The sequence below is a fragment of the Sphingomonas sp. Root241 genome (assembly GCF_001428865.1).
Lineage (GTDB): Bacteria > Pseudomonadota > Alphaproteobacteria > Sphingomonadales > Sphingomonadaceae > Sphingomonas.
Map to the genome: position 1 here is coordinate 817864 of NZ_LMIV01000001.1, position 13098 is coordinate 830961.

Here is a 13098-nt window from a genome sequence, read left to right on the forward strand (position 1 = left end):
CAATCTACTTCCCCGTCCAGTTTGCCTGGCGCTTCTCGACGAAGGCGGTCATGCCTTCCTTCTGGTCGGCGGTGCCGAACAGCGCGTGGAACAGCCGGCGTTCGAACTGGACGCCCTGCGCCAGCGTCGTCTCATACGCCGCGTTGACCATTTCCTTGTTCGCCAGCACCGCGAGCGGCGGCATGCTGGCGATCGCCGCGGCGGTCTTGACCGCATCCTCGACCAGATCGGCGGCGGGAACGATGCGCGCGACCAAGCCGGCGCGCTCGGCCTCCGCGGCGTCGATCATGCGGCCGGTGAGGCACATCTCCATGGCCTTGGCCTTGCCGACGGCGCGGGTGAGGCGCTGCGAGCCGCCCATACCGGGCGAGACCGCGAGCGTGATCTCGGGCTGACCGAACTTCGCGCTGTCGGCGGCGAGGATGAAGTCGCACATCATCGCCAGCTCGCAGCCGCCGCCCAGCGCATAGCCGGCGACCGCGGCGATGATCGGTTTGCGGGTGCGGGTGAAGGCGTCCCAGCCGGCGAAGAAATCATGGCCGTACATGTCGGCAAAGCCCTGCGCCTGCATCTCCTTGATGTCGGCGCCCGCGGCGAAGGCTTTTTCGTTGCCGGTGATTACCACGCAGCCCTGCGACGCGTCCTTGTCGAACGCGGCCATCGCATCGAGCAATTCGGCCAGGACCTGGCTGTTGAGCGCGTTCAGCGCCCGCGGGCGATTGAGCGTGACGAGCGTGACCGCGCTGCGTTGCTCGACGAGGATGGTTTCGTAGTCGGACATCAGTTTCTCCAATACGTCATCCCGGCGAAAGCCGGGATCTCAGGCGGCAGGCCATCCGCTCGCGGCCCGAGGTCCCGGCTTTCGCCGGGATGACGGTTATGCCGGCGTCCATGCCTGGTCTTCGGGCAAAGGCGCGAAAATCTGGTCGATGACGTGATCGGTGACGCCTTCGATCGTGGCGGGTTGCCAGCGCGGAGCATTGTCCTTGTCGACGATCACCGCGCGGACGCCCTCGGCGAAATCGGGCCGCTGGACGACGCGCGAGGCGACGGCGAATTCCTGGCGCATCTCGTCCTCGAAGCTGGGCATGTGCCGGCCCTGACGGATGAGGTGGAGCGAGACCTTCATCGCCTGGGGAGATTTGGTGCGCAGCGTCGTGCGCTGCGCCAGCGACCAGAAGCTCCCATCGGCTTCGAGCGCGGCGAGGATCCCTTCCACCGTCTGGCCCGCGAACAGCTGGTCGATTACTTCGTAATGCGCGACGATCTTGGGTTCCGGCGCCGGGACGGCGAACGATTCGAGGATCGACGGAATCGATCCGGGATCGGCGATGATCTTCGCCTTGGCGCCATCGAGCGCCGCGACGGGCAGATAGTGGGTCGCGATGCCCAATGCGAGGCATTCGGCGCCGTCGAGCCGCGCGCCGGTGAGCGCGATGAACTCGCCCATGCGCCCCGGCAGCCGCGAGAGATACCAGCCGCCGCCGACGTCGGGGAACAGGCCAATGCCGGTTTCGGGCATGGCGAAGCGGGTGTTCTCGGTCGCCACGCGATATCTGGCCGGCATCGAAATGCCGACGCCGCCGCCCATGGTGATGCCGTCCATGAACGCGACGATCGGCTTGGCATAGGTGAACAGCGCGTGGTTGAGCTGATATTCGGTGCGGAAGAATTCGCGTGCCTCCGCTCCGTCGCCCGCGCCGCTCTCGGCGATCATGCGGATGTCGCCGCCCGCGCAGAAACCCCGGCCCGCGGCGTGATCGATCAGCACCGCCTCGATCGCGGAATCGCTCCGCCACCCCGCCAACGCTTCGAGCATCGCGGCGCACATCGCGGTGTTGAGCGCGTGGATCGCCTTGGGCCGGTTGAGCCGGATCCGGCCGATGCGGCCTTCGGTGAAGGTGAGGACATCGTCGGTCATTGCCGAGTGAGCTCGCGTCCGACGATCATCCGCATCACCTGGTTGGTCCCCTCCAGGATCGAATGGACGCGCAGGTCGCGCCAGAAGCGTTCGATCGGATAGTCCTGCAGATAGCCGTAGCCGCCGTGGAGCTGCAGCGCGCGGTCGACCACCGAGCTGCCGGTGTCGGTGGCGAGGCGCTTGGCCATCGCGGCGAATTTGGTCTTGTCGGGTGCGCCGGCGGTGACCTTGGCGGCGGCGAGATAGAGCAGCGCGCGGGCGGCCTCGAGTTCGGTCGCCATGTCGGCGAGCGTGAACTGGGTGTTCTGGAAATCGGCGATCGGCTTGCCGAACTGCTGACGATCCTTCGTGTACTGGATCGCCTCGTCGAGACAGCGCTGCGCCCCGCCCAGCGAGCAGGCGCCAATGTTGAGCCGGCCGCCGTCGAGCCCCATCATCGCGATGCGGAAGCCTTCGCCTTCGCCGCCGACGAGGTTTTCCGCCGGCACACGGACCTCCTCGAGGATCACCTGCGCGGTCGGCTGCGAATGCCAGCCGAGCTTCTTCTCCTGCGCGCCGAAGCTGAGGCCAGGCATGCCCTTCTCGATGACGAGACAGGAGATGCCCTTGGGGCCCTCCTCGCCGGTACGGACCATCGTCACATAGATCTCGTTCTCGCCGCCGCCCGAGATGAACTGCTTGGTGCCGGTGACGACATAATGATCGCCGTCCTTCACTGCGCGCGTCTTGAGCGCCGCGGCGTCGGACCCGGAAGAGGGCTCGGTGAGGCAATAGCTCGCCAGCCGGTCCATCGTGATCAGCGACGGGAGATACTTGTCCTTGACCGCCTGCGATCCGAACCGGTCGATCATCCAACTCGCCATGTTGTGGATCGAGATGAACGCGCTGGTCGACGGGCAGCCATAAGCCATCGCCTCCATGATCAACGCCGCCTCGAGCCGGCCGAGACCGATCCCGCCGGACTCTTCGGACACATAGATCGAGGCGAAGCCGAGTTCTGCCGCGGACCTGATCGTCGCGCGCGGGAAGAGGTGCTTCTCGTCCCATTCGGCGGCGTGCGGCGTGATCGCATCGGCGGTGAATTGCCGCGCCATCTCCTGGATCTGGAGCTGCTCGTCGGTAAGGTCGAACTGGGTGGTCATTGCGGTTTCTCGTGCAGCACGCGCTCGGCGAAAAGCGGGTTGGCGATTCTTAGGTCGTTGCGTTCGTACCAGCGGGGGGCGGGGAGGCCCTTTTCCCAGGCGAGCAGCTCGGTGAGCGTGCCGTTGGCGCTGGGCACGTCGGGCGCGGCGGTCTTGAGTGGATCGGAATATGCGACGTCGGCGGTGACGATCTCCCAGCCGTCCGCGCGCAGCGCCTTGACCAGATCGGCGATGTAGAGCGCGGCGATGTCGGTCTCGTGGAGCAGCATGACGTGCGGCGGCGAGCGGCCGATCGTCTTTATCATCAGCGCGTCGGCGAAATCGGCGGCCTGGACGTGCGTCTCGACATAGAGATCGCGCAGCGCCGCCATGTCGATGGCCTTGCCGGCCTTCTTCGCCTCGATCGTGAGCTGCTCGATATTCCAGTCGGAGCCCTCGGCAGTGACATAGCCGTTGGTCAGGCCGCGCTCGGCCAGGCCCGCGCGGACGGCATCGCGCTTCGCCTTGTCCCTGCCGCCCTCGTCGAGGAAGGGATAACGGAACCACGGGCGACGGCCGAGGCGCGGCTTGAGCCAGGCTTCGGCCTTGTCGATGTCGGCGAGATAGTCGGCGACCGCGAGCTGGTTGAGATGCGGGTGGCTGAAGCTGTGATCGGCGATGACGTGGCCGGCGCGGACATAGCGATCCACCACCGCCTCGTCGCCCGGCGCCTGGACCTTGCCCGGATTGACGAAGAAGGCGGCCTGCTCGACCCGCGCCTTCCTGAGCGCCGCGACGAGCCGCTTGCTGCGTTCCTCCTTGGTGAAGAAGGCGCCGACGGCGCGCGGCGTATCGTCGAAGGTGAGGGCAATGCGCTTTTGCGCGGCCGCCGCGGGGGCGAGCGCGAGCAGGACAAGCGCGATGAGGGCGGTGGCGAGGCTACGGATCATGCGCAGCGACGGTAGCGCAGCGCGCCGGGCATTGCATCGTCGCCCTGCTCGCGGCGGACGAGCGTCTGGCCATTGTCCTGCGCGTCGAGCGTCATGCGGCGCGTCCAGCTCTGGCCCTCGCCGGTCATCGCAAAGTCGGCGGCGATGCGGGCGGTGTCGCGCTCGGCGATCTTGCCCAAAGTGCCGACCGATTCGTAGAAGCGCAGCGTATCGCCGGTGATCGTCAGCAGCCCCTTATTGTCGCCCTTGGTCGAGGTGCAGTCGGCGGGGACGAGGCCCCAGCGGCCGTGCAGCGCCGCCGGGATGCCGGTGCCCGTATCGGGGGCGGGGGACGGCGAGGCGGTGGCGCTCGGCGCGGCTTCCGGCGGCGCAGGCGTGGTCGCGACGCTGTTGTCGGCCAGTACCACGCTGTCGTTGGTCGCGGCCTTTTCGGTACCGCCACCGCAGCCGGCGAGCGACAGCGCGGCGAGGCTGATGGCGGCGATCATCGCGGCTTTGCGCATCTCGAGTCCTTCAAATCGTTTCGGTTCCGAGCCCAACGCCGGGCGGCGCAAGGTCGATCCCGTCATCCCATCGTGGGGATGACGAAGGCGTTGCCGCCGTCGGGCGAACCGTCCGGCCAGCGCTGCGTGACGGTCTTGACCTTGGTCCAGAAGCGGACGCCTTCCATGCCGTGCTGGTTGACATCGCCGAACGCGCTGCGCTTCCAGCCGCCGAAGCTGTGATAGGCGACGGGGACGGGGATCGGCACGTTGATTCCGACCATCCCGACGTTTACGCGCGCCGCGAATTCGCGCGCGGCATGGCCGTTGCGGGTGAAGATCGCGACGCCGTTGCCGTATTGGTGCTCGCTGGGCAGGCGAAGCGCGGTCTCGAAATCGAGCGCGCGTACGATCTGGAGGACCGGGCCGAAAATCTCTTCCTTGTACGACTGCATGTCGGTGGTGACGCGGTCGAACAGCGACGGGCCGATGAAGAAGCCTTGCTCATGCCCCTGTAGCTGGAAGCCGCGGCCATCGATGACGAGCTCGGCGCCTTCGTCGACGCCGGTCTGGATCCAGTTCTCGACGCGCTGCTTGTGCGCGGCGTTCACCACCGGGCCGTAATGCGCGTCATTGTCGGTCGATACGCCTACCCGCAGCTTCTCGATCGCAGGAAGCAGCTTCGCCCGCAGCGCATCGGCGGTCTTGTCGCCGACGGGCACGACCACCGGCAGCGCCATGCAGCGCTCGCCCGCCGATCCGAAGGCAGCGCCCGAGAGATCGGCGACGACCTGGTCGAGATCGGCATCGGGCATGACGATGCCGTGGTTCTTGGCGCCGCCCATCGCCTGGACGCGCTTCCCCGCCTCGACGCCGCGGCGATAGACATAATGCGCGATGTCGGACGAGCCGACGAAGCTCACTGCCGAGATCGCCGGGTGATCGAGGATCGCGTCGACCATTTCCTTGTCGCCGTGGACGACCTGCAAAATGCCCTCCGGCAGCCCCGCCTCGAGCATCAGCTCGGCCAGGCGGACGGGAACCGAGGGATCGCGCTCACTCGGCTTGAGCAGGAAGGCGTTGCCGCAGGCGATCGCCACGCCCGACATCCACAGGGGGATCATCGCGGGGAAGTTGAACGGCGTGATGCCGGCGCCGATGCCGAGCGGCTGGCGCATGCTGTAGACGTCGATGCCGGGGCCGGCGCCCTGGGTGTATTCGCCCTTCAGTGCATGCGGGATGCCGCAGGCGAACTCGATCACCTCAAGCCCGCGCTGGATGTCGCCTTTGGAGTCGGCGATGACCTTGCCGTGCTCGGAGGAGAGCAGGTGCGCGAGCGAATCCATGTTCGCCTCGACCAGCTCCTTGAACCTGAACATCACGCGGGCGCGGCGCTGCGGATTGGTCGCGGCCCAGCCTGGCTGCGCGGCCTGCGCGGCGGCGACGGCGCGGTCGAGATCGGCTTGGGTGCCCAGCGAAACGCGGGCCTGGACCTGGCCGGTGTTGGGATCGAAAACGTCCGAGGTGCGGCCCGCGCCGCCGCCTGCATGACCCGCGATGAGATGGTCGATCGTGCGCATAAACTCTCCTGCGGCGGGCAGCGATGGCCCGACTCGTCGTGTAATTTTATTGCGCAATGGCACAGCCGGTTTCGGCTGTCAGCCCCCGGTCAAAGCTTGGTGCGGCCAATCGGCACGGGCAGCAGGCGGCCCTGTTCGTCGGGGACGATCATCACCTCCACTCCGAACGCCTCACGCAGTGGCTGGTGCGCCAGCGCCTCGACGGCGGGGCCGAATGCCACCACTTCGCCTTGCTTGAGCAGCAGCACGTCGTCGGCCGCGCGCGCGGCCTGGATCAGGTCGTGGAGGACGATCACCACGCCCATCCCGGTCGCGGCGAGCGCGCGGAGCTGGTCGAGGAGCCCGAGCTGATGGACCGGATCGAGGCTGGCGAGCGGCTCGTCGGCGAGCAGCCATTGCGGCTCGCCGGCAAGCACGCGGGCGAGCAGGACGCGCGCGCGCTCGCCGCCCGAAAGCTGGTCGGTGCCGCGATCAGCGAGGGGGTGCGTATCGGTGGCGCCGAGTGCCGCGCCGATCGCCATCGCGTCCGCCTGCGAAGTGCCGGCAAAGGGCGAGCGATGCGGCAATCGGCCGAGCGCGACGAGATCGCGGACGTTCATGTTCCAGTGCACCGTCGCGTCCTGCGGCAGATAGCCGATCAGCCGGGCGCGCTCGCGCGGCTCGATCCGGGCGATATGGCGGGTGCCGAGCTTGACGTGCCCGGCATCGGCGTCGAGCAGCCCGGCGAGCGTCTTGACCAGAGTCGACTTGCCCGAGCCGTTGGGGCCGAGAATCGCCGTGACGCGACCCGGCTGGAAGGCGGCGGTGACACCGCTAAGCACCCGGCGATTGCCGAGGCTGACGGCGAGATCGCTGACGCTCAGCTCCATGCCGAGCGCCGCATTTTGAGCAAGAGCAGGAAGAAGAAGGGCGTGCCGAGCAAAGCCATCGCCACGCCGAGCCGGATTTCCGATGCGCCCGGACCGAGCCGCACCAGACTGTCGGCGGCGAGGACCAGTGCGGCACCGCCCAGCGCCGCCGGGAGAAGCAGCGCCGAGGGCTTGGCGCCGGTCAGCGGGCGGAGCAGATGCGGCACGATCAGCCCGACGAAGCCGACCACCCCCGTCACGGCGACGCTGGCGCCGACCGCGAGCCCTGCGCCGAGCACGATCAGCATCTGGGTACGCTGGAGCCGCACCCCGAGCGAGTGCGCCGCGTCTTCGCCCAAAGTCAGCGCGTCGAGCGCGCGCCCAGTGAACAGCAAAAGCGCGCAGCCGATCGCGATGAAGGGCAAAGCCAGCTGGACCTCGGCGAAGCTGCGATCGGTGAGCGCCCCCATGATCCAGTCGATGATCTCGGCGGTGGCGAACGGATTGGGGGCGATCGAGATCAGGAAGGCGGTGAGCGCGCCGGCGAGGCTGGCGAGTACGGTGCCGGCGAGGATGAAGGCGACCTGGCTGTCGGCGCGCCATGCTAGTCCGGCGAGCAGCAGCATCGATCCGCATGCGGCGAGCATCGCGGCACCGAAGATGACGAGCGGTGCGCTGGCGGCGAACACCACGATCGCGGCGACCGCGCCGAGCGCGGCGGAGGAGGAGACGCCGACCACCGCCGGATCGGCGAGCGGGTTGCGCAGATAGCCCTGCAGCACCGCGCCGGTCAGCCCCAAGGCCGCACCGATCGCGAGCCCGAGGATCGCGCGGGGGAGGCGCAGCTCGGCAAGGATCCACCAGCGCGGGTCGCCCGAGAACCAGACGGACGGCGGCACCCAGACCTTGCCCGCCATCAACGAGCCGGCGAACAGCAGGGCCACCAGCACTGCGAGGCCGAGGATCAGCAGCGGGCGGTTCACGGCGTCACCTCGCGCCGCACTTCGGCCAGCCGCGTCATCGCCTTCGCGATCACCGGCCCGCCGCAATTGACGAGGCTGCGCGGGAAATGCGCCTGGTGGACCCTGGCGCCCGAGCGGGCGAGCGCCCAGCCGCGCATCTGTGCCGCGCGCGAATCGGCATCGCGGCCGGACTGATCGGGGACGAGCATCACCCGCGGCGGATCGGCCACGACATGCTCGATCGGGAGATAGCCGGTGCCCTGCAATCCATAATGCGCAGCATGGTCGCTGAAGCCGGCCTTGACCATCATCTCGTCGAGCAAGGTGTTCGCGCCGTTGACGGTGTTGCCGCCGATCCAGAGCAAAGCAGGGACCGGCGGACGATCGGTGCGCGCGTCAGCTACGGCGCGGTCGATCCTCGCGACCATCGCTTCGCCGGCGGGCACGGCGTCGACTGCGGCGGCGAGTTCGCGCACCTGCCTCTTGCTGTCGGCGATCGTGCTTGCCCAGCCGAGCGTGAACGTCTTCACGCCGGCGCGCGCCAGCGCCTCGCGCGTCGAGACCGAAGCGAAGCTGTCGATGACCGCGAGATCGGGGCGCAGCGCGATGATCTCCTCGGCGGTGCCGTTGTTGACGTTGAATTTCCGGGCGACCTCGAGCGGGATCGAGGTCGCGCCGGGATCGCGCGAATAATGGCTGATCGCGGCGATGCGGTCGGGCGGGACCAGTTCGACCAGCATCGCATCGGCGCACGGGTTAAGCGACACGATCCCGCCCCCGTGCGGCGAAGGCTGCGCCGCGCATCCGGCTGCCGCGAGGCAGAGAAGCACGGCGCGTTTCATCCTTGCCATCCGCCATCGTCACCCCGGACTTGTTCCGGGGTCCACCAGGCAGCCAGGCGAAGACGGCTCGGCTCCTGCCGAATTGGTCTCACCAAGCGGCACAGTGGATGCCGGAACAAGTCCGGCATGACGGTGGGGGGGCTGATCATCAGTTGAGGCGAATCCGCACGCCGGCATAGGCCGCGCGCCCATAAGTGCCGTAGCCCGAAACCACCTGATACTTCTCGTCGGTCAGGTTCTCGACGCGGCCGTACACCGCGAAGCGATCGCCGATCGGCATCTCGGCGCGGATGCTGCCGAGCGCGAAACCGTCGAGACGGGTGGAGTTTCCCTGGTCGTTGAAGCTGTCCCCGACGATCGTCACCGTGCCCCCCAGCGAAAGTCCGAACGGCAGGCGGTAATCGGCCGAGAGGCTGGCGGTGTCCTGCGGACGGCGCGCCAGCTGGTTGCCTTCATAGCCTGCCGAGCGGTTCTCGGCATCGGTATAGGTGTAGTTGGCAGTGACGGTAAACGCCGCGACCGGCTTCAGGGCGAGTTCGACCTCGACACCCTCGGCGCGGGTGCGGGCGATGTTGGCGTAGGTGAAGCTGACCAGATCGAAGTCGATCTGGTTGCGGGTGTCGCGGTGGAAATACGTCACGGCCAGCTTGGCGGCGCCGGCAAGCGCGCTCTGCTCGACGCCGGCTTCCCAGCTCTTCGCCGTCTCGGGCTGGAGCGTGTCGGTACCGTAGAAGGGCGCGAACAGCTGGTAGAGCGTCGGCGCCTTGAAGCCCTCGCCATAGCTTGCGCGGAGCAAGGTGCTCTCGAACGGCTTGACCGCAGCGCTGGCGCCCCAGGTCGTGCGCCCGCCGAAGCGGCTGTGATCGTCGTTGCGGATGCCCGCGGTGAGCGTCACTGCCTCGATCGGCGTGACGATCGCCTGGCCGTAGAAGCTGGTGATGTCGGCGCGGTAGGTATCGCTGCCGTCGTAGAAGCGGAGGTTCTCGCGCTCGGCGCCGAAGGTCACGCGGACCTGCTCGACCAGCTTCGCGTCGCCGCGATACTCGTAGCGCTCGCTGCGACCGCGATAGAGATAATGCGGCGTGAAGGCGCCGGGCGCCGGATCATAGCCGTCGCGATTGACGTCGGCGATGGTGAAGGCGACGCGATTTTCCAACGGGCCGAAATTGGCGAACAGCCCGGCATAGCCGTACAGCTCCTTCGCGGTCGAATATTCGTCGGTGTCGGCGAAGGTGTAGGTGGGGGCGGGAAAGCCGTCGAGTTCGAGCCGTGAATTGGCGTAATAGCCGCGCAGATCGGCACCGAAGCCCGGCGCGAACTCGACGCGGAGGCGACCGCTGGCATTATATTGGCGATAGCCGTCCGCCTCGGTGCCCGCTGCCGCCTGCGAGATGCCGTCGGTGCGGAAATAGCCGCCGGTCAGCGCGCCCTGCACCGTGTCGTTGCCCGCGGCGACCGCGGCGTTGGCCGAGACCTGGTCGGCATAGCCATATTCGGCATTGGCGCGTGCCTCGATCCCGTCGACGGGCTTCTGGGTGACCACATTGACCACGCCGCCCAGGGCCTGGCTGCCCCAGATCACCGAATTGGGGCCGCGCAGGATCTCGACGCGCTGGACCGTGCCGGTCAGCAGATTGCCGAAGTCGAAGGCGCCGGCGGGAGCGGAGGGGTCGTTGGCGCGGACACCGTCGATCAGCACCAGGGTCTGTGCGTCCTCGGCACCGCGGATGCGGACCGCCGTCACGCCGCCCGGACCGCCGTTGCGCGTGGAGGAGACGCCGGGCGTGGTGGCGAGGAGGTCGGAGAGCGAGACGGTCTGGCGCGCCTCGATCAAATCGCGGTCGAGCACGGTGATCGAGCGGCCGGTGGTCTCGGCCTCCTGCTCGACGCCCGACGCGACGACGACGATCCGGTCGTCGTCCGACTGGGCATGCGCCACGGCCGGCAGCAATGCGGCGGAGGCATAGAGAAACAGCTTCAACTTGGTCACGGCAAAGACACCTTCGTCTGGGGTCGTCTTGCCGAAAATGGCGCGGCGACCCGGTTAAACGGTGTCGCTCACGCGAGGGCATGCCCTCGTTCGCCCGGTGCACCCCGCCCGCGCAAAGGAATCGACTGTGACCGGCAGGTCTCCTGGCTCCCGGGTCACTACATGCGCGCCGCCTTCCCGGATGTGCTCCAGTGGCATGATGGCGCGAATGCTCGCCGGTTACAGTTGCGGGGGCAGCCTCGGGTTCGAACCGAGTTCCCATTTTCATCCCCTTGCGGGGACACCCGTCACGGCGGCGGCCTCTACGCCGCGGGTGCGTTCGCTGCAACTGCGAAATAAATATGGGTTTGTCACGGAGGTGTAACCAACGGTCAATCCGGCGTTTACCAGCCTGCCGCACAAGCGCCGCATGCGAACCGCTTTGTCCCCATTGTCTCGCTCGTCCCCCGACTGGCTCAGCCCGGAAGAGGCGAACCCGCCGCTGCTGATGCTGCGCGATTCCCTGTTCAAGGCCGTCGACATCTTCACCCGCGACACCGACATCCGGCTGGTGCCGGTGGTCGACGCCGCGGATCATCCGGTCGGCGCGGTGTTCGAGAAGGACGTGCGGCAATTGCTGCTCAATCCCTTCGGCCACGCGCTCCTGCGCAACCCCAGTTACGGCCACGCCGTCGCCCGGCTAGTACGCGATTGCCCGGTGGCGGAAATGACGCGGGACGTGGGTGCGCTGACCCGAGCCTATCGCGCCGCCAATGGCAGCGAGGGGATGATCCTCACCCGCCATGGCCGCGTTGCCGGCGTGCTCACCAATCGCCGCCTGCTCCACATGACCGCCGAACAGGAGCGCAGCGAAACCCGCGCCCGCGTCGAACGCGCCGAGCGCATCGAGCAGGCGAGCCTCCGGTTCGAGGCACAAGTGACTTCGCTGTCGCGGACGATGCGCGCGCTCGCCACCGAGCTGCAGCACGATGCCGTGGGCACCGCCGGCCGCGCCTCCGATCTCGGCGACCGCGCCGTCGCGGTGGCGTCGGCGGCGTCGCAGACCCGCGACAATATCGGCGAGATCGCCGAGCGCGGCCGCGGCCTCGCCGGCGCGCTCGCGCGGATCGAACGGAGCAGCGATGCCACCCGCGGCGCGGCGTCGCGCGCGGCCGATCTGGTTGCCGCAGGCAGCAACCGCACGCGCGAGCTGCTGAGCGCCGCGCAGACGATCGATTCGGTGATCGCCCTGATCAGCGAGATCGCGGCGCGCGTGAATTTGCTCGCGCTCAATGCCACGATCGAGGCGGCGCGCGCCGGGGAGGCGGGGCGCGGCTTCACGGTCGTCGCGCACGAAGTGAAGCAGCTGTCGAGCCAGACCAGCACCGCCGCCGCACGCATCGCCGCGCATGTCGGCGAGATCCGCCACGGCATCGACGATGTCGCGCGCGGCCACGCCGAGGTCGAATGCGCGATCGAGGCGATGGCCGAGCTGGCAAGCGGGGTGCAGGCCGCGGTGATGGCGCAGGAAGCCGCGACCCGCACGATCGCCGTCAATGTCGACGAGGCGGTCGCCGCCAGCGCCGCGATCCACGACGATGTCGCCGCGATCGGCGAGACGTCGCGCGCGGCGCAGGACAGCGTCGACACGATGCGGACGCGCGCCGCGCGGTTGCAGGAGGGCGCGGGGGCGCTGTCCGGGGAGCTCGAGGCGTTTCTGGCGGAGCTTCGCGCGGCGTGAATCTGCGGAACGCGGGCGGCAGGGCTGCGTTGTGGCAAGCCTAGGAGGACCGCCTTGCCATGAAGACGCACCATCTGATCCTGGGGCTCGTCCCCGCGCTCGCTCTGGCCGCCTGCGGCGGCAACGAGACGACGACCGCCAATACGACCACCACCGATAACATTTCGGCCATGGATGTGCCCGCCGACGCCAACATAGCCGACAATATGGCGATGGGGGATGCGGCACTGTCGCCGGCGCAGAAGTTCGCCAACGATGTCGGCGCCAGCGACTATTACGAGATCGAGGCCGGCAAGCTCGCGCAGGAAAAGGCGCAGGCCCAGGGCCTCAAGGACTTCGGCAAGATGATGGTCGAGCATCACACCGCCTCGACCGACAAGCTCAAGGCGGCCGGCGCCAAGGCCAGCCCGGCGATTACGCCCAATCCGGCGCTCACCACCGAGCAGGAAGCCAATCTCGCCGCGCTACGTTCGGCCGACGGCGCGGCGTTCGACGCGGCCTACAAGACCCAGCAGGTCGCGGCGCACGAAAAGGCGCTCGCCGCGGTGAAGGATTACGCCGCCACCGGCGACGTGCCTGAGCTCAAGAAATTCGCGGGCGATGCCGAGAAGATCGTCCAGGCGCATCTGAAGAAGATCAAGAGTCTGTAAGCCGCGCATACGGAATAAAGAGGGAGGCGTCG

12 protein-coding genes and 1 riboswitch are annotated in these 13098 nt (G+C 68.1%); of the genes, 2 read left to right on the forward strand and 10 right to left on the reverse strand.

Annotation, left to right across the window (positions count from 1 at the left end; genetic code table 11):
* Positions 1 to 4: 4 nt before the first annotated feature.
* The 10 genes from ASE13_RS03835 to ASE13_RS03880 form a co-directional block, all read right to left on the reverse strand.
* On the reverse strand, positions 5 to 781 hold the full coding sequence (locus ASE13_RS03835) for an enoyl-CoA hydratase (protein ID WP_056611666.1): 777 nt from the start codon (positions 779 to 781) through the stop codon (positions 5 to 7).
* A 96-nt stretch (positions 782 to 877) separates the two neighbouring features.
* Complete coding sequence (locus ASE13_RS03840; RefSeq protein ID WP_056611668.1) at positions 878 to 1921, reverse strand: enoyl-CoA hydratase/isomerase family protein; 1044 nt, start codon at positions 1919 to 1921, stop codon at positions 878 to 880.
* Positions 1918 to 3063, reverse strand: a complete 1146-nt coding sequence (locus ASE13_RS03845; RefSeq protein ID WP_056611671.1) for an acyl-CoA dehydrogenase family protein — start codon at positions 3061 to 3063, stop codon at positions 1918 to 1920. The genes ASE13_RS03840 and ASE13_RS03845 overlap by 4 nt, the downstream gene beginning before the upstream one ends.
* Entirely contained in the window at positions 3060 to 3992 is a 933-nt protein-coding gene (locus ASE13_RS03850) for a polysaccharide deacetylase family protein (RefSeq protein WP_056611675.1), read from the reverse strand. Before ASE13_RS03850 ends, ASE13_RS03845 begins: the two co-directional genes overlap by 4 nt.
* Positions 3989 to 4495, reverse strand: a complete 507-nt coding sequence (locus ASE13_RS03855) for a hypothetical protein (RefSeq protein WP_082596348.1) — start codon at positions 4493 to 4495, stop codon at positions 3989 to 3991. The genes ASE13_RS03850 and ASE13_RS03855 overlap by 4 nt, the downstream gene beginning before the upstream one ends.
* Positions 4496 to 4557: 62 nt before the next feature.
* The gene (locus ASE13_RS03860; protein WP_056611678.1) at positions 4558 to 6054 is read right to left on the reverse strand and encodes a CoA-acylating methylmalonate-semialdehyde dehydrogenase; all 1497 of its coding nucleotides are present in this window, start codon (positions 6052 to 6054) and stop codon (positions 4558 to 4560) included.
* Between the two features lie 89 nt (positions 6055 to 6143).
* A complete protein-coding gene (locus tag ASE13_RS03865; RefSeq protein ID WP_056611681.1) occupies positions 6144 to 6923 on the reverse strand; it encodes an ABC transporter ATP-binding protein in 780 nt (259 codons plus the stop codon).
* Complete coding sequence (locus ASE13_RS03870; RefSeq protein ID WP_056611684.1) at positions 6914 to 7885, reverse strand: FecCD family ABC transporter permease; 972 nt, start codon at positions 7883 to 7885, stop codon at positions 6914 to 6916. The genes ASE13_RS03865 and ASE13_RS03870 overlap by 10 nt, the downstream gene beginning before the upstream one ends.
* Positions 7882 to 8631: an ABC transporter substrate-binding protein gene (locus ASE13_RS03875; protein WP_235536831.1), complete on the reverse strand. Its 750-nt coding sequence runs from the start codon at positions 8629 to 8631 to the stop codon at positions 7882 to 7884. The genes ASE13_RS03870 and ASE13_RS03875 overlap by 4 nt, the downstream gene beginning before the upstream one ends.
* A gap of 223 nt (positions 8632 to 8854) precedes the next feature.
* Complete coding sequence (locus ASE13_RS03880) at positions 8855 to 10696, reverse strand: TonB-dependent receptor plug domain-containing protein (protein WP_056611690.1); 1842 nt, start codon at positions 10694 to 10696, stop codon at positions 8855 to 8857.
* Between the two features lie 115 nt (positions 10697 to 10811).
* Positions 10812 to 10999, reverse strand: a riboswitch (cobalamin riboswitch).
* Positions 11000 to 11183: 184 nt separating this feature from the next.
* Between ASE13_RS03880 and ASE13_RS20135 the strand changes: the two genes are divergently transcribed.
* Entirely contained in the window at positions 11184 to 12416 is a 1233-nt protein-coding gene (locus ASE13_RS20135) for a methyl-accepting chemotaxis protein (protein WP_156404727.1), read from the forward strand.
* Positions 12417 to 12475: 59 nt separating this feature from the next.
* On the forward strand, positions 12476 to 13066 hold the full coding sequence (locus ASE13_RS03890) for a DUF4142 domain-containing protein (RefSeq protein WP_056611695.1): 591 nt from the start codon (positions 12476 to 12478) through the stop codon (positions 13064 to 13066).
* Positions 13067 to 13098: the final 32 nt, after the last annotated feature.

What these genes read in the sequence shown, in the direction of transcription:
- ASE13_RS03860 (WP_056611678.1), bottom strand. Translation starts at nt 6,054, where the DNA reads ATGCGCACGATCGACCATCTCATCGCGGGTCATGCAGGCGGCGGCGCG.
- ASE13_RS20135 (WP_156404727.1), top strand. Translation starts at nt 11,184, where the DNA reads ATGCTGCGCGATTCCCTGTTCAAGGCCGTCGACATCTTCACCCGCGAC.
- ASE13_RS03850 (WP_056611675.1), bottom strand. Translation starts at nt 3,992, where the DNA reads ATGATCCGTAGCCTCGCCACCGCCCTCATCGCGCTTGTCCTGCTCGCG.
- ASE13_RS03845 (WP_056611671.1), bottom strand. Translation starts at nt 3,063, where the DNA reads ATGACCACCCAGTTCGACCTTACCGACGAGCAGCTCCAGATCCAGGAG.
- ASE13_RS03835 (WP_056611666.1), bottom strand. Translation starts at nt 781, where the DNA reads ATGTCCGACTACGAAACCATCCTCGTCGAGCAACGCAGCGCGGTCACG.
- ASE13_RS03840 (WP_056611668.1), bottom strand. Translation starts at nt 1,921, where the DNA reads ATGACCGACGATGTCCTCACCTTCACCGAAGGCCGCATCGGCCGGATC.
- ASE13_RS03865 (WP_056611681.1), bottom strand. Translation starts at nt 6,923, where the DNA reads ATGGAGCTGAGCGTCAGCGATCTCGCCGTCAGCCTCGGCAATCGCCGG.
- ASE13_RS03890 (WP_056611695.1), top strand. Translation starts at nt 12,476, where the DNA reads ATGAAGACGCACCATCTGATCCTGGGGCTCGTCCCCGCGCTCGCTCTG.
- ASE13_RS03855 (WP_082596348.1), bottom strand. Translation starts at nt 4,495, where the DNA reads ATGCGCAAAGCCGCGATGATCGCCGCCATCAGCCTCGCCGCGCTGTCG.